Annotated in this window: 9 protein-coding genes and 1 pseudogene; 3 read left to right on the forward strand and 7 right to left on the reverse strand. The window is 57.5% G+C overall.

What is annotated here, in order from left to right; genetic code table 11:
- Positions 1-158 precede the first annotated feature (158 nt).
- Positions 159-3,425 carry a hybrid sensor histidine kinase/response regulator gene (locus IH404_RS11540; protein ID WP_057704052.1) on the forward strand — a complete coding sequence of 1,089 codons (3,267 nt, stop codon included), beginning with the start codon at positions 159-161 and terminating at the stop codon, positions 3,423-3,425.
- Between the two features lie 1,486 nt (positions 3,426-4,911).
- Positions 4,912-5,784, forward strand: a complete 873-nt coding sequence (locus tag IH404_RS11545; protein WP_194440447.1) for a fimbrial protein — start codon at positions 4,912-4,914, stop codon at positions 5,782-5,784.
- 127 nt (positions 5,785-5,911) lie between these two features.
- Here the strand turns inward: IH404_RS11545 and IH404_RS11550 are convergent, their stop codons facing one another.
- The 6 genes from IH404_RS11550 to IH404_RS11575 form a co-directional block, all read right to left on the reverse strand.
- Entirely contained in the window at positions 5,912-7,345 is a 1,434-nt protein-coding gene (locus tag IH404_RS11550; RefSeq protein WP_194440448.1) for an efflux transporter outer membrane subunit, read from the reverse strand.
- 10 nt (positions 7,346-7,355) lie between these two features.
- The gene (locus tag IH404_RS11555) at positions 7,356-10,457 is read right to left on the reverse strand and encodes a MexW/MexI family multidrug efflux RND transporter permease subunit (protein WP_194440449.1); all 3,102 of its coding nucleotides are present in this window, start codon (positions 10,455-10,457) and stop codon (positions 7,356-7,358) included.
- Positions 10,458-10,476: 19 nt separating this feature from the next.
- A complete protein-coding gene (locus IH404_RS11560) occupies positions 10,477-11,592 on the reverse strand; it encodes an efflux RND transporter periplasmic adaptor subunit (RefSeq protein WP_122735711.1) in 1,116 nt (371 codons plus the stop codon).
- Positions 11,593-11,654: 62 nt separating this feature from the next.
- The gene (locus IH404_RS11565) at positions 11,655-12,872 is read right to left on the reverse strand and encodes an MFS transporter (protein WP_194440450.1); all 1,218 of its coding nucleotides are present in this window, start codon (positions 12,870-12,872) and stop codon (positions 11,655-11,657) included.
- Between the two features lie 214 nt (positions 12,873-13,086).
- Positions 13,087-14,379, reverse strand: a complete 1,293-nt coding sequence (locus tag IH404_RS11570) for a filamentous hemagglutinin N-terminal domain-containing protein (RefSeq protein WP_122735707.1) — start codon at positions 14,377-14,379, stop codon at positions 13,087-13,089.
- Between the two features lie 112 nt (positions 14,380-14,491).
- Positions 14,492-16,201 (reverse strand): ShlB/FhaC/HecB family hemolysin secretion/activation protein, encoded by a 1,710-nt coding sequence (locus IH404_RS11575; protein ID WP_194440451.1) that lies wholly within the window; start codon positions 16,199-16,201, stop codon positions 14,492-14,494.
- A 115-nt stretch (positions 16,202-16,316) separates the two neighbouring features.
- Between IH404_RS11575 and IH404_RS27715 the strand changes: the two are divergent.
- Positions 16,317-16,737 (forward strand): annotated as a pseudogene (locus tag IH404_RS27715) (P1 family peptidase); the annotation flags it as partial.
- Positions 16,738-16,900: 163 nt separating this feature from the next.
- Here the strand turns inward: IH404_RS27715 and IH404_RS11590 are convergent.
- Positions 16,901-17,254 (reverse strand): hypothetical protein, encoded by a 354-nt coding sequence (locus IH404_RS11590; protein ID WP_005787330.1) that lies wholly within the window; start codon positions 17,252-17,254, stop codon positions 16,901-16,903.
- Positions 17,255-17,574 lie beyond the last annotated feature (320 nt).

The raw sequence follows: 17,574 nt of genomic DNA on the forward strand, positions 1-17,574 counted from the left end.
AACCATAAACGTCAGCTCTTTCGAGCGTGTGCGTAGGACTAATCTTATCAACTAATGAAAAGCCTATAGACTCACCCGAGCGGACGGTTGTCCGGTAACCGCACATGAACTTTCAAAGGCTCAAAGCACCCTCATGAACGCTGCAAACGGCACCGCGTATGCGCTATAGGCAATCGAGCGTCGGCAAGCTTGAAAAAGTCTCGCTGCGCCTGAGTTTTGGTCTGCTGATGTCCTTGTTGTTGCTGGTGTTTTTCGCAGTGACCGGCTATTGGGTGACCTACAAGATCATTCGCGGCGAAGTGCTCAAAGTCGATTATCACTTCATGCGTTTCGTGGGCCGAGCCTACGATCATGAGATTTTTCTGCTGCGGGCGATCAAGGCCAGCAGCCAGTTGGAATACAAGCCGGTATTCAACCCTGAAGCTTATGTGGTCAACCAAACGACTCAGGGCAACATGCGCATTTATGAAGGCCAGGCGTCACAGGTCGCCACAACGTTTTCGGCGGCATTGCCCATCAAGGCCGCCGACGCGCATGACGGTGTCTTGAGCCAACAGCTGCAATTGGGGGGTGCGCTGGCAAATGTGTATGGCGACTTCTGGAGCGGTTCAACCTTCGCGTCGCCGCAAATGTTCGTGTTTGATCTGTCGAGCGATTTCGACATCGCGATTCCTGCGATCAGCCCCCAGCCTCATCCAGGCCAGCGCAATTTTTCCCAGGTCTTGAACGAGGTCAAGCAATCTGCGCGTCAGCTGCCGCCCTTGAGCAGTGACTTGCTGGTGCGCTGGCGGCCCAGTCATTTCTTTTTGGGTGGTGAGGACATTCAACAAATACTGGGCTACGTCTCTGGTCGCATCGAAGAAGACCAGTGGGAACGAAAGGGCCCCCCCAGGGAACTGGTTGCCGCTACCTTGCTGTATTGGGACGAGTTTGACGCGCCCGGGGTAAGGATAGAAAAGCAGTTTTTTGATCTGCCGCTGTACAGCGATGTCGACATCGTCGCGCCGGACGGCACGCGTGTAGTGGGCGGCAAGTCGCCACAGATTTACCAGTATGAAAGCGGCTTCCATTTCACTACCTCAGGGCTGCTGATCAAGCGCAGCACCGGGGACATGGGCGCCTGGCAGGCCCTGTATCGTATCCCCTATAAACAACTGATCCTGGATGCGCGTTGGCAGTTGCTTGGGCTGGTCGGCTTGCTGGGTTTATGCGTCATCAGTGGTTGGTCGGTTATCCGATGGTATCGACGGCGCATTTTGGTGCCGGCGAGTAATGACTTTCGGGAGTTATTGGTCAACCATGACTTCAACCTGTCTTTGTTGCAAACGGTGCCGCTGGCGTTGTGTGTGGTCAAGGGGCCGCAGATCGAACTGGTGACGCAGAACAGTTTGTATACGCAATGGTTGGGCGAGCCGACCGAGTTTGCACCAATGATGGCGCTATGGCCGCTGTTTGAGCAAAATAAACCCCTTACCGGTGAAGGCTGCCTGCTGGTCGATCAGCGGGTCTTGCATGTGCGCTATACACCCACCGAGTATCTTGGCGACAGCGTGTTGCTGTGTACCTTCACTGATATTTCTTCCCACCGCGAAGCATCTGCATCGTTGCTACTCGCTCGCCAGGCGGCGGATGCGGCTAATGAACAGAAAAGCAACTTCGTCGCCACCCTGAGCCACGAGCTACGCACGCCGTTGTACGGTGTGCTGGGCACGCTTGAGCTGTTGGGCATGACCTCTCTGGATGAACGCCAACGTGGCTACCTGCGCACCATTGATAGTTCGTCCGCGGTATTGATGCACTTGATCAGCGATGTGTTGGACCTGTCCAAGATCGAAGCGGGCCAGTTGGTTCTGGAGTCCGTCGCGTTCCAGCCACTGGAAATGCTCGAAGAAACTGTACGCGGGTTCTCGGCGATGGCTGCGAATAAAGGGCTGGCGCTTTACTGCTGTGTTGACCCTCGCGTGCCGAACCTGGTGCAGGGCGACCGCCTGCGTATTCAGCAGATCGTCGGCAACCTGCTCAATAATGCGATCAAGTTCACCCAGAGCGGGCATGTCGCAGTCTTCCTGTCGCCTATCGGAGTCTGCGCAGGCGAGGTGAGCCTGCAATGGCGCGTGGCCGATAGCGGCCCAGGGATGTGCGAAGTGGTGCAGGCGCAACTGTTCGAGCGTTTTTACCAGGCCGACAGTAAACATCACACCGTCGCCGGCACCGGGCTTGGGCTGCCTATCTGCGCCCACCTCAGCCAGATGATGGGAGGTGCGTTGACCGTGGACAGTGCGCCGGGTGAGGGCAGTACATTCATATTTGAGTTGAGCCTTGAAACGCTAGAGGCCCCCCGATCTTTATTGCCCCAGTTATCAGGCAAGTGCATCGATGTTCGTACGCCCTATGCAACCTTGACCGATAACCTGTGCGCCTGGCTGGAGTGGCACGGTGCACGCACTACCGTGATGGGCGATGACGCGGGCGGGGCGCCTGATGCCGTGTTGACGGTCATGCCGCAAGAGGTTGAGGTGGCAAGCTCAGGCGCGATTAATGTCTTCGCCCAGCATGATTTCAGTAGTACGCCCCAGTTTATCGGCCAGGACGTGGTGGTGAACCAGAACAGCGTCGGGTCCATTTGCCGTGCGTTGGTGATGGCGATCACTGGCGAATCGGAGGCACCGTTACCGCAACCACCGGTGACGCATCTGCAACTGGAGCTGAATGTGCTGGTGGCCGAAGACAACCCGGTCAACCAGGTGCTGATGAAAGAGCAACTGGAACGTATCGGCTGTACGGTGGATGTCGTGCCCGATGGCGTCCAGGCGTTGCGGCAGTTGGAACTGAAGGCTTACGACGTATTGCTGACGGATGTGAACATGCCGCTCATGGACGGCTATGAACTTGCGGATACGCTGCGCCAGCGCGATGTGGATATGCCGATTATCGGCGTCACCGCCAATGCGCTGCGCGAGGAGGGCGAGCATTGCATCCGCGTGGGCATGAACAACTGGTTATCCAAACCGATGAATATCCAGGGACTTTATCTGTGTTTGCGCAGTGTGCTTGATCCTACGGTATACCGAGTCTGCGAGATCGCGGCACAGGCAAGCGATGCGGACGGGATAAACGTGCCTGAACGCATGCTCGAACTGTTCATTGAAACTATCACGCGAGATTTAAGTGAGCTTAAAGCGCTGGATCCTGATCAGGGCAGTCATCAGGCTGTCCAGTTATTGCATCGGATTCGAGGTGCATTGGCTGTCGGCAAAGCTAAAACACTGATTCTGGTGTGCCGTGAGTTGGAGGCATTAGTTGCGCGGAATGGGTTGGCCCGCACCCATGAAGATGTCGAGGTGTTCGTCGGGCGGGTCGAAGTAGCAATTCTGGTTTATAAGCGTGCCACTGCCATAACGAATAAAATGGAGGATCAGTCATGACGATCGTCTACCTGGCTCAGTGATAGCAGAGTGTGAAATTGGCCCGGTCGATGGCTGTCCCAGTAGTGACTTTTGGCTTGGTTTGTATATAGCTGGCACGAAGTGAAATTCTAAATACAGACGCCCCAGTTTGTATGTCGCCAGCTTTCCACTGGTTGATAGTTTCTATCGCGGTGGAGTCGGGGCCATACTTGACTATACCTCCATCTTTGCTTATCTGAATGCCGGGCCCTGATGCACTTGATTCATGGGGCAATGATAATATGTCAGAAATATTATTGAGGTTTGAGGTATCTGTGAGCGTGACGTACGAGGCAATACTGATTCCTGGATCCTCTCCTGAGCAAGACAGATTAATGGAAAACACTACTGGGCTGGAGCGTCCGCCTACTCCATTGAAAGCAGTTGTAGAGATTTACCTAGAGGTACCGTTGATACGGGGCAGATAGCGAGCACTTCCGTGCAGCTGCTACTGAACTGGTACCAACAACAGATACTGCCCATTTTTTGTCGCAAGGACAGTAGTACACGACTTCGACATTTGATGTGATCGATAACGCCCCTTGCTTGATTGGGCCCGTTTTTATAAGTTTCACCCAAATGGTTTGAGTATCTGTAAATCCCTTAATATCACGGGCGGGTTCGATAATATTTCCTCCTCTTATTGGCTCGGTATAACCAGATGGAATTGATGGGCCCTTCCATGTACCACGCCACTTAATGCCAATGCCAGGAATATTGGTTTAATAAACGTCTTGTCCGTAAGAGGATAGAATGCTGCTGTTCATCGTTGCATAAATCTCAGAACGGCTCCAGCTGGGTTGGTTCAATGTGGCAGAAGTGGTGACGGGCATCGATTTCCATAGGGTTTGCCCTGTCGGGATATTGCCTGACACAATGAGTGTTTTGGGTAGTTTAATGATAGACGTTGAGGGGGTATAAAATCCGTCTGCTAAAACTACATTGGATAGCAAAATTAATAATAAAAAACATATTTTTTAATTATGAGTCAATCCCGACAAGAGTTCGGTTAGTATCCTACGGTTTAAAGCCTAGCTTTGTCGGAGGATTCGGTTCTAGGTGTAGGGTTTTTCGAAATGCCTTGTAGGATGAGTAATGGAGTTTGCAGGTGCGTACGCTCCGTTCGCTAGTATTTTGGTTGACAGTATTAATGACATTAAAAATAGAATGACACGCGTCATACGGCTCGGTGTAGGATAAATAGCCATAGAAAAATGGCTTTGTCTCCGGGGGGGGGGCGACTTCTACTGGTTGAATAGGTGGTTGAGTATGTTAGGGTTATGGCTGTTTTTAAAGTTCCAAAATAGGGGTTAGTGTTTTGAGAAATTTGAGTTTTCAGTCGTGCCATCAACAAGATAAAGTTTTGCAAAAGCGAATCGCCTACGCAACGCTTGTGGTGTTAGCCGCAGTTTGCAGTGCGGAATGCAGTGCTGTGACATGCGAGGGAACGGGGGACTCTACACATATGGCTATTATTAACCCTGCGCCAATTCCTAGTATCATGCCAAAAAACAATTTTGTTTGGAGGTCGGTGAGCCCGACAAACATCAGCCTGGAATGTTGGGCAGACAACCGCAACGAGGCTGAGTATATATACATTTATTTGAATCCCAAGGCGGTCGATCTGGGGGCGGAGATTGGCTTGGGCATCGAGTTTATGGGGCAATCTTACACGTATCCAGAAACCAAGAAAATCCAAACACCCATAATGGTGCCTGGGTGCATAAGTAGTTCGGGATGTCGTCAAGGTAATCCTACGGTCCTGAGTTATTCGGTATTTCTATATAAAAAAACGCCATCAGCAGCGCTGAAAACAGGAAACCTATCCACGACAAATAATATGGTTGCATTTCAATTTGACGGTGCTGGTGGCGTGGGCGCCCCTAAGACAGTGGCGCCAACACTGAGTGGAATTGGCGGGCTAAAATACGAGCCTTGTGAGTCAAGGCTATCAATCAGTCCTAAGGATATTGACTTCGGAAAAGCGTATCTTAATAACTCAAAGCAGGGAGAAGTAGTTAAAAGCGTTGCATTCACTATTACTGAAAATCGCGCGTGCAGCTCTGCTTATGGTGTGGATTTGTCGATAAATGCTATTTCGGGCATCGTGCAGGATTTGAATGTGTTGGTGCCAATTAACAATAAGTCGGTTGGGATAGGTATTTTTGACGTTTCGGCGAATAAGCTAATAAATTATGGTCAGCGGTTTGTCTTTTCACCAAAAGAAACTGCTTTGTCAAGCTCTAAGGCTTATGAGGCTCGGTTGAAATGGATCTCGCCTGCAGCAGCGCTCGGGAAGTTTACTGCTGGTATAGTGGTTAATATTATCTATAATTAGCTTTACGGCATTGCATGTTAAAAGTCTGTAGGTGACCCATTCTGAATGCTTGTTTATCGGTTTTTTCCCTAACGCAAATAATTACCGGATGAGTGCTGCCAACCAGGATGGATGGCAGCAGATTCTCTCAGTTCGATACGCTTGATTGAGGTGCACGCCAGCCGCCACCCAGCGCTTTATAAAGCTGTACCACGTTGAGATACGATGCGGTCTCTGCCTGAGTCAGCGCATCCTGTGCATTCAATTGCGTACGCTGAGCATCCAGCTCTACCAGATAAGCCGCGCTACCTGCTTCATAACGCGCATGTGCCAGTCGAGCTGCACGCTCACTTTGCGCAGCTGCCTCAGCCAGGCTACGAACCCGTTGCTGCGACAAGCTATAGGTCGTCAGCGCACCCTCGGTTTCCTCAATCGCATTCAACACCACTTGCTCATAACGCGCTCGGGCACCCACCTCTCGCGCCTGCGCCTCTCGCTGCCGGGCCTTAACACTGGCCAGATGCAGCGCCGGCCAACTGACTGAGGGCATCACGCTGAACGCGCGGCTGCCGCTGTTGCCCAAATCCCCACCGCGCAAGGCCACAAAGCCGAGAAAGCCACCCAGGTCGATCCTTGGGTAAAGCTCGGCTGTCACGGCACCAATGTCCGCATTCGAGGCCGCCAAAGCGCGTTCGGCGCTGGCGACATCGGGACGCTGTCGCAGCAAGTCGCTGACCTGGCCAATCGGCAAGCGCGTGACCAATGCCGGCAGCGCTTTCAGGTCGGTCAGCGCTTGCAGCTCATTGGGACGCGAGCCCGTGAGTACGGCGAGCCGATAACGGCTGAGCGCTTGACGGGTTTCCAGATTCGGCAATGTGGCTTGCACCCGTGCGCGCTCGGCCAGGGCGCTTGCCAACTCGTCGGCGGTGCCGCGCCCGGCATCCACGCGGCCCTGGACCAGCGCCACGGTTTTTTCCTGATTACTCAGGTTGGCCTGTGCCACCGCTAACTGCCGTTGCGCGCCGCGCAGTTCGAAGTAGTGACGCGCCACGTCGGCGGTCACTACGATGCGGGTTTGCGCCAGGTCTGCCGCGACGGCCTCGGCGCGTGCCGAAGACGCCTGCGACAGGCGCTGCAGCCTGCCGAACAGGTCCAGCTCCCACTGCGCATCCAGGCCGGCCTGATAGGTCTTGGCCAGGTTGCGCTCACCGCTTGGGCCGGGGTTGGCCTGGGACAGGCTACGGGAATAAGCCCCGCTGGCGGTCACCGTTGGCAGTTGGTCCAACTGACGCTGGTCCAGCACCGCGCGAGCCTCCAGCAACCGGGCTTGTGCAATGCGCAGGTCATGGTTACGCGCCAGCGCTTGATCGATCAGCGCATCCAGTTGTGGGTCCTGGAATTGTCGCCACCAATCCTGTTGTAGGCGGGTGCTGCTATACAGCGCGGTATCGGGGCTTTGAGTCAGCTCTACTGCGGGCTCGTTACTGGCCCGGTAGTCCGGGCCGACGGTACAGCCCGTCATCCAGGCCGAGCAGACCAGCAGCGCGAGCGGGCGAATCACGAAGGTATTAAAGGGGTGCATATGTGTCTCCTTACACCGTATGGGCCGTGGCGGCGTCGGCTGCATCGGCAGCGGCCAGCGCACGGGCGCGGGGTGTGGTGGCCGCCATACGATGGTCGACGGCAATGAACGAATACATGGTCGGCAAAACCAGCAAAGTGAACAGCGTACCCACCAACATGCCCACCACGATCACCAGGCCAAGGTCATAACGGCTGTGGGCGCCAGCACCGGAGGCGAACAGTAGGGGAATCAAGCCCGCCACCATCGCCGCCGTGGTCATCAGGATCGGCCGCAAGCGCATCTTCGCCGAGTGCAGAATCGCCTCGCGACGATCCAGGCCCTGCTTGACCTGCATCTCATTGGCGAACTCCACCATCAGGATGCCGTGCTTGCTGATCAGTCCGATCAGGGTCACCAGGCCGATCTGCGTGTAGATATTGATGGTCGCCATGCCCAGGGCCAGCGGTATTAAGGCGCCGCAGATCGACATCGGCACGCTGATCAGAATGATCAACGGGTCACGCAGGCTTTCATACTGCGCAGCGAGTACCAGGTAGATCACGATGATTGCGAACAGGAACGCCATGACCAGCGCGCCGCTTTCCTGATGGTATTGGCGTGCATCCGAGAGCCAGTCATAGGTGAAGCCAGGTGGCAGCAATTTGGCCCGCGCTTCCAGAAACTTCACCGCGTCGCCCATGGCCACGCCTGGGTTGGGGATCGCCTGGAAGATCGCCGAGTTGAGCTGGTCGAACTGGGTCAGTTGATTGGGCTCAACGCCGGTCGAGACGCTGACCAGGTTGGACAGCGGTACTTGCCCACCGCTGGCGCTGGTCACATAAAAGCGCGACAGCGCTTCCGGCGTCAGCCGCTCGCCGCGCAGGCTCTGCGGGATCACATCGTAGGAGCGGCCGTCCATGGCAAAGCGGTTGACGTAGTTTTCGCCCACCAGCACCGCCAGGGTGTCGCCCAGATCCTTCATGGTCACGCCCAGGCTATTGGCCTTGGTACGATCGACTTTGATCTTGATCACCGAGTTGTTGTAGTCCAGGTCACTGTCGACCACCATGAACAAGCCGCTTTCACGTGCAGCGTGCTTGAGTGCTTCCATCGCCTCATAGACCACGCTGTAGTCACCGGCGCTCTTGATCACCATCTGTACCGGCAGGCCACCGGTCGAGCCCGGCAGTGAAGGCAACTGGAAGGCAAAGACGTTGCTGCCCTCGATGGTGTTGGCGCGACTTTGCATATCGCCCTGGATCTGGTCGGCGTTGCGCTCGCGTTTTTCCCAATCGACGAAGTTGACCCCGCCGATGCTGTTGGATACGCCGTTGCTGCCGTTGATCAACCACAGGTTGCTCTGCTCCGGCAAGGTCACCATGACGTCGTTCCATTGCTTGCCGAACTTCTCGACGTAATCAATGTTGGCGTTCTGTGGTGACTTGATTGCGGTCAGGACGGTGGACTGGTCTTCGGTGGGCGCCAGTTCGGTTTGGGCACGGCTGTACAGCCACGGCACGCTGATCAACACAATGACCGCAATCGTGAACGTGACCCAACGGTGATGCAGCGACAGATCCAGCACGCGGCCGTAAGCGCTGCCGAGGCGATGGAAGAAGCCCTCGGCCTTGCGCGCCATCCAGCCTTCGTTCATCTGGCTATTGAGCAGCAGTGAGCTCATGACCGGCGACAGCGTCAGCGCGATAATGCCCGAGACCACCACCGAGCCGGCCAAGGTGAAGGCGAACTCCTTGAACAGCGAGCCGGTCAGCCCGCCCATGAGGCCGATGGGGGCATACACCGCCGCCAGTGTCAGGGTCATCGCAATCACCGGCGCTGCCACCTCACGTGCGCCCAGCAGGGCTGCATAAGTGGGAGACTTGCCTTCTTCGATATGACGATGAACGTTCTCCACCACAATGATCGCGTCATCCACCACCAGGCCGATGGCCAACACCATCGCCAGCAAGGTCAGCAAGTTAATACTGAACCCGAACATCGACATGAACGCGGCTGCACCCAGCATCGAGAGGGGAATGGTGACCACCGGAATGATCACCGCCCGCGCCGAGCCGAGGCTCAAGAAAATCACCAGTACCACGATGGCGATGGCTTCGCCCAGCGTACCGAGTACTTCATCAATCGATGCGCTGATAAAACGTGCCAGCTCAAACGGCACAGCGACTTTCACGTCCGGCGGCAGGTTGGCGCGGATGCCCGGCAGCAGTTCGTTGAGTTTCTTGACGATCACCAGAGGGTTGGCATTGGGTGCGGCATTCAAACCGAAAAACACCGCTTGCACACCGTCCATGGTGGCGCTGGTGTCGGTCGACGCCGCGCCCAGTTCCACCGTGGCGATATCGTTCAGGTGCACCACACCGGCAGCGCTGGACTTGACCACCAACTGGCGAAACTCGGCGACATCGACCAGGTCGGTGTTGATCTGAATGTCCGACACCACATACAAACCCTTGGCCTGGCCGGGCGCAGCCTGCACGTTGTTATTCAACAGGGCCTGGGCCACATCGCTGCCGGAAATCCCGTGGGCGGCCATGCGATTGGCATCCAGCCAGATACGCATGGCCATTTTCTGCCCGCCGTTGAGGTCAATGCTGCCGACCCCTTCGATGGAAGACAGTTGCGGTTGCACCACGCGCTGCAAGTAGTCCGAGAGTGCAGCAGTGGACAGGGTCGGGCTGGAAAAACCCACATAGGCCACGGCCGTGGCTTCACCGGAGGATTTCACAATCACCGGGTCGTAAGCCTGCTCCGGCAAGCGGTATTTGACCTCGTTGACCTTGGCCATCACCTGGGTCATGGCCTTGTTGGAGTCGGCGTTGAGCTTCATGCGCACAGTGATCACGCTTTTGCCCTGGGTCGACGTCGAACTCATGTAATCGACGTCTTCCACGGTGGCGACCGATTGCGCGATGGCCTGGGTGACGAAACCCTGCATCAGTTGCGGCGAAGCACCGGGGTACTGGGTGGTGATCGTCAGCGTGGAGCTTTCCGTCAGCGGGTACTGACGAATCGGCAGGTTGTTTATGGCCAGCAGCCCCATCAATAAAATCAGGGTGCTGACCACCAGCGCCAACACCGGGCGCCGCACGAACAAGTCGGTGAATTTCATTTTTCAGATCCTTGGTGTATCAGCGGCTTGCGGCCTGATCGAGCCCGACGGTGTCCTTGAGCGCGATGCGTACCAGGGCGCCGCTGCTCAAGCGCAACTGCCCGGAGGTGACCACGCGATCACCGGCCTTTACGCCGTCAAGCAGCACGACCCGGCCGTCCGAGCGCTCGCCGGTCTTCACGTAGACCTGGCGTACGGTGTTGGTCAGCTGCGTATCAGCGCCCTCGACCACGTAGACAAAGTCACCGTAGGCGCTGTAGCTCACGGCTGTTTCAGGCACGCTGATCACGTCTTTTTTGGCTGGCAGATGGACTTCGCCATTGGCGTACATGCCGGGTGACAACAGGTTGTCCGGATTCGGAACCGTGGCCTGGACCAGCACCGTGCGGGTGCCAGGGTCGATACGCGGTTCGAGGGTACTGACGTGGCCCTTGAACAAGCGCTGCGGGTACGCATCTACGCTGACGCTCATCTCCTGGCCCGTTTTGAGCTGTGCGAGGGCACGTTCGGGCAGGGTGATATTGGCGTACAGCGTCTGTGCGTCGGTCAGCGACACCATGGCATCGCCGGCCTGCACGAACTGACCCAGGTTGACCTTGCGCACACCCAGCACGCCGGTGAAGGGCGCCTTGATGCGTTTTTGATCGATCAGCGCCTTGATCCGCACGATATCGGCCTGCGCCTGGGAGTAGGCGGACTGCACTTGATCCAGTTCCTCTTGCGTCGCCGCCTGCTGAGGCAGCAAACGCTGGGTTCGCAGTAACTGGGCCTTGGCGTTGGCGGCCTGGGCCTGAAGCCTGGCCAGTTCGCCTTGTTCCGGCGCATCGTTGAGCTGCACCAGGGTTTGCCCGGCTTTCACCCGCTCGCCGGGTTGGAATGCAATGGAACGTACCAGGCCGCCGCTTTCGGCGGTGACCATGACTTGGCGGGTGGCTTCCAGTTCGCCGATGCCCGCCAGAGTGTTGGGCATATCGGCTTGCGTGGCGGTGGCGACGGCCACCTGGATGGCCGGCGCAGCCGTTCCGGCCGACGTTTGGGTAGGTTGGGCAGAGGTGGACTGCCGGTACAGGCCGACGGCGCCGCCAATGGCGAGCACCGCAGCAATCGTGACGCACACTTTAAGTTTTTTATTCATGATTCCGGTACTGACGTAAGGCAAAAAATTAAGAACCCTGAGGATTCAACGGTGACGAGCGCTCAACCGGTTGGTTGATGCGCATGAGGGAGTCGGACCCGTGCAGCGAGAATCGCCAGCACGGCACCGAGCCCCAGAAAAAAGACCAAGGCGGCGAGCACGCTCGGGGCAAGCCCCATCGAATCCACCAGTAGCCCAAGCGGAATAGGCACAGCGTTGAACAGGTAGATGGTCATATAGAAATACGCCACTAACTTGGCGTGGCAGTTGGCGGGAGCCAGCTGATTGATCAGACGCGCACTGCCGACAAAAATGGCCCCGTAGGCATAGCCGCCGATTACCAGGGCCAGCGCCGCGAGCGTCAGTGAATGGACCGAGAAGGCCGTCAGCAGGAGCAGGAAGGCCGCACACTGGGCGAGCAGCCCGGAACGCAATGCACGCGCTGCATCCAGGCGTTTGCAATACAGCTGGCTGGCCCCGGCGATCAACAGGTATACCGCCATGCTGTAGCCAAACATCCCACGGTCATTCAAGCCCAGTTGCTGTTCGGCAGCGCCAGGGCCAATCACGAAAACGCAGGCCGTGAACGACCAGCTGAAAAACACCGACCACGCGCACAAGTGGAAGGGCCGACCGATACCCCGCAGGCCTTCGCGTAACGACGATTGGTCGTGGTGGACGCGGCTGTCCGCCTGGGTGGCGTTACGCGGCCAGAGCAGCAATACGCCAACGGCGGCGACAGTCACCAGTGTCATGATTAACCAAAAGGGCAGGCTGGCCGGGTACAGGTTCAGTTGCAACGCCACGCCGCTGAGTACCGGGCCGAAAGCCAACCCCAGGATCATTGCCAAGGTGGCCAGCGTCGCCGCCAGCTTGCCGTTGTCGAGCGGGCCGAACCGTACCAGCGTTACGTTCACGGCAGTGGTCATGATTCCCGCACCAAGCCCCGAGATGGCGCGGGCCGCACATAGGGCCCACAACGAATCGCATTCGGCGCACAACCAGGCGCCGATCAGCACCAGTGCAATGGCTGGGAGCAGCAAAAAACGCTGGTCTTTGACATGGCCGGCGATGCGCGCCAGGGTGATCAAAGCCAGCAAAACACCGGCACCGTAGGCGCCGAATATAAAGGTCAGGTCCACAGCGTTGATCTGCAGATGTTCTTGGTAAAACGGGTACAGCGGCGTGGGTGCGCTGCTGTTCATGAGCGCTGCGGTCAGTGACAGCGCGAGAAAAAACAACAAGCCTTTTGAGCTGTGTTTAGTGATATCGACGGACATGTGTCTCCCAGCCCAGCGCTCAGGGCTTTTGCCGAGTGAATGTTTGCAAGCGGGATGTGAATGCGGTTTAGAGGGCTTTGCCCATTGGCAAATGATACGGACCGGTGCGATTGGCACCATGCCCGAAACCCCAGGCTTCATTCGTCATCGTCCAGGCAGCAACGCTTGAGATGTGACCGGGCGGGTGTGGACCACCGCGCCCGGCTGGAGCGGTTTACCAGTAGCGTGGTTGCGGGAGGATGCGGGTCGGTTGTTTCAGGCTTGTCGCAGTGTTAAAGGCGAACGACGGATAGGCGCTCCAGTTGAACGCTGGGTAGCTCACCACCGGCTTGCTCCATACAGGCGGCGCGACGACATAGGACGGGCGCGAAGCGATCGGTCGATTGATCACCACACCCGTACCATTTTGAGCGCCTGTGGCGGCGGCTCCGCCCGTCACAATAGTGCCAGGCTTGAGATTGTTAACCGACCCAGCCGTGCCGCCGAAGTGAATCGGTCCCTGGATATTGATGTTGCCGACCAAACTCAAAGGGCCACCATTACGCAGCACGCCCTGATTGTTCAGATCGCCAGCGATCGACAGCGCCTGCTTGGCGTCCAACACGCCCGTTGAAGCGATCTGTACCTTGCCATCGGCGGTGACCTTCAAGTCGCCGGTCAGGGCCTTGACGTTGCCTTGAACGTTCACGCCTACGCCGGCCGACTTGCCGAGCAGACGGATCGAGTCGGCGTGCATGCTGCCCAATTGGGCCACGTCGATGGCGATATCGGCTTTGCCATCGGCGCCAAGGTGCTTGAGAACAGTGGTTGGGTCCATCGCGTCGACTTCGCCTTTCAAGGCCACGGCGTTGAGCTTTTTGGCTTGCAGCTGCGCATTGATCTGCAGGGTGCGTGCGACCAGGTCGACCTCATTGGCACCGGACGCATCAAGGCCGGCACCTTCCACGCGGATCTGGCCGTGGTCGGTTTGCAATCGAGCTACTTGGCCGTTGGCGTCCAATACCGCCGTGCCCGCTACCAACGACACGCGATTGGCGTTGATAAAGCCAGCGCGGCTGGCGGTGATGCCATTGGGGTTGGCGATGATTACACGAGCGCTCGGCCCCGCAACTTCAATCATGCCATTGAGACTTGAGGCGGTTTTACCGGTGACTTCATTGAGAATGACGCTGGCGGAGGTCCCGTTGAGCAGGCTATTAGCGGCAATGGCGCCGCCCAGGGTGGTTTGGGCGCCTGCGGTGCTGTTGTTGAGGATCAGCCCGGCAGCGCCGACATTGAACTCGGTGAAGCGGTTGTGGGACACACCTGCGGCGTTCGCAGCGACGATGTTGACCACGGGCGTGTCGTTGATCTGCGACAACGCGGCGTTTTGGGCTGCGCTTGGGTCCAGCGTCAGTGCGGGTTGCGCTTGGGCATTGTGTTGCAACAGCGGCAGGCTGCCCATTAATGCGAGGGCCAGCAGCGTGCGCTTGGATGGGCGCCGAGTGGGTTGGATCATTGGGTTCATACAAGACCTCGAGAGTTGAAGGTTAAAGAGGCGTCCCGCAGCTGTGACTGCGGGCGCCGGGTGAGCGCACTGGGTGGCACTCGGATTCCCATCCCTGGGAAAAAGCGTTCGCCTAGAAACGGCTGCTCAGAGAGAAATCGACGGTGGGCGTGGCGGTGTTCATCTCGTCGGTGCTTTTGATCGGCATGCCCAGGGCCAGGTCGTAACCAAAGCGACTGACATTGCCACGCAAGCCCACAGCTGCGCCGATCAATGGCTGCCGACCTCGCCGCTGGCCGCCCACCGGCGACACCGCACCGGCATCGAATGCCGCATACGCCTGGCTGCCACTGAAGGTGGGGATGGACAGCTCATTGCGCAGGGTCCAGCCAGTGGGGCCGGCGAGGGTGGTGTTACCGTCAAAGCCGCGCACGCTGTAGCGCCCGCCGATCTGCATGTATTCGGTCGACGGCACCGGCACCGGCGCATATTGGTAGACCAGCGCGTTGCGATAGCCCAAACGCATTGCGCCCAGGTCAAACGGAATCTCAAACGCCGCCTTGGCAGTGAACAGGTGATAGCGACCGTTCCAGTCCTGTTGCTCATAGAGCGCGCCGGGCGTTTTGCTGAGTCCGGGCAGTGAGCCGCGCACACCAGCCTGCACCGTTGACTTGCCAAAGCGCAGGTTTGCTCGGTGGGTCAGGCCAAGTTCATAGCTGGTGATCTGCCGGTGCAATTGCTGCAGTTCGGTCGAGGCTACCCAGGCGCGATCCTCACGATTGACCAGGCGAGCGTTGAGCACACTTTTGCTGCGATTGGAGCGACTCACCACGTAGTCCAGCCCGGCATCTATACGTCGGGTGCGGGAGCTGAATGTAATGCTTCGTCCGCCGGGGTCTTTGAATAAGGCTTGCTTGCTGGTCCACTCGCTGGCACCGAACGACAGCAGGGCATAGCCTGCGGGTACGTTCCAGGCCAGGCTTTTAGCCGAAGACCCACGGGTGTGGTTATTGAAGTCTGTGTCGGTGCTGTAGGTCAGCAGCAGTTGGTCGTAAAGCCCGGTCGGAGAATCGACGGCGACAATCCCACCGAGCTGGTGACGGCCCGTGGCGTCGATACCACTGTTATCGGCAGTCAGCAAGCCAAACACCCGGCGCGCCTGCGGTGCTTGCTGGATGATCACATCGCTTTCACCCAGGTCAGCGCCCGGAATCAGATTCAACGCCGTTGTCGCCTGGCCTGGCAGGCGGCGCACATTTTCCAGTGCCTGATCCAGGTCCCGCACGTTCAACAGTTCGCCTTTTGCTGCGGGAAAGGCCATGCCTGGCCAGCCAAGCGATGCCGGTGGCTGATCAATCTTGCCCATGCGCCCAGGGATAAGTTGGACGATCAAGTGCCCGCTACTCAGGTCTTGAGCCGGTATCAGCACCTGGGTGGTGATGTATCCGCTCGCCATCAGTTGCGCCGCTACCCAGCGACGATAAATCGTCAACCCTTCACCGCCCACACATTGCCCCAGGATCGCCGGCGCGCGCTCCAGCCAGTCGAAATCATCTGCACCTTTCCACTCCACCGTGCGGATAACGAAACAGGGTGATTCTTCCGGCAGCTTCAGCGCATTGGCGAAGGGCAGGGGCGTTGCGGTCAGTGCATCCGGGGTTCCAAGTGCCTGGGATTGCAAGCTTTTCAGTTGGAGGTCTTGCAGGCGTTGAGTGCTGGTGACGGTATCGATCGAGCTGGCCGCTCGCGCGACCTGAATCGCCGTAAACAGCCATAGTGTCGTTACATACAGGGTGGTCGTTATACAGGCGTGGAAGCCGAGCGTGCCGGGCGTTGATTTCATCCGCCTATGCTAAGAAGGTCGAGCGCAAGAAAAAATAAGATGAAGCCCGGCGACCCAAGGACGTTACTGACGATGGGGAGGTCGCTGTCGTATGGGTGCTGCGATAAATCGTACGTCCATCATCGAGCCGCGCCCGGTCGCGGCCCATTTGGCGCCGTGTTTCGTTGGCGTTCACGTACTCAACGGCAACGGTGACGCCACCGGTCTGGAGTGGATTCGCGAAGCAGGTTTGCTGACCACCCCAATCGCCTACACCAACACCCATAGCGTTGGTGTGGTGCGTGATGCACTAGTGGGATTGTTACATCGTCTCGCGTGCTGAGCGCCGAAGAGGGCGGCCGGACGGTGGGCGCATTGGTGCAGGCCAGCTACGGAGTGCGCAGCGCCTTACGCGTTACCCGGTGGACAGCGTATTGCAAGACACGTCTTCGCCTTATGACGGGTCGGTTAATGTCGGCGTACCTGGCATGGGTTCTATCGTGATCACCATCGCCACCGATGCGCCCTTGCTGCCCCATCAATGCACACGCCTGGCACACGGCCATGAGCAGAGCGACCGCACTGAGCGGCCAGGCCAGGGGGGCGGTTAAAACGCCCGCCAGATGGGCTCCCAGCAGTCACAGCAGTGCGCCGCCCCAGGCCATGGCCGCGTACAGTTCATAGGCGCGACGCCAGGGCATTTCATAGGGACGCAACATGTCATGAGCCCGCTTGCGCTGGGGTCATCGGCGTCAATCCCGCGATAGGCCGTGGGTCGAGAATCACACCAGTGGTGGTATGGCCATCGACTTCGCGCGTATGAGTGGGCGTTTGGTGCTGCGTCGAGCGAATCAGCATCGACACCTCACGCAGGGCGCGGATAGCGGTGGCGGCCTTTATGCCCTGGCTTTTGAGTACGTGCAATGGCACAAACATGCCTTCGGCGACGGGGCAGGACTGAGCAGTGTAGAGGGTGTTGATCACGGCATGCTGCACGGCCGGGTTAAGGCGCAGTGGGGCATGTAGCGTCAACGGTGCTGGGCTTTCAGCCTGTTTACAGCATGAGCTGCTCATGTCTGGAGGTCTGCGGGTAGTATCTGGAATTATTATGAGTAGGATTAATCCTACGCCGATTATGGTTATATCTGGTGCGCTACTAAGATTCCTGCGGTGGTAGCAGTCGCTGATTCGGGTAGACTTTTCGAACTCTTTGACCGATGGTTTTTTATTGTCTTTTTACACAGTGCAAGAGAATGCAATATTCCACCGTGCAGCATGTTTGGTGGCAGGGTATCAAGTTTGTTTTGTTATCGGCATCTCTTTGAAAGGTAAAGTAATGGGTAACATAGTCGTTGTCGACGATCATCCATTGATGCGCATGGCAGTAAGGGTAA

Origin of the sequence: Pseudomonas sp. OST1909, assembly GCF_015277575.1 — a bacterium.
GTDB lineage: Bacteria > Pseudomonadota > Gammaproteobacteria > Pseudomonadales > Pseudomonadaceae > Aquipseudomonas > Aquipseudomonas synxantha_A.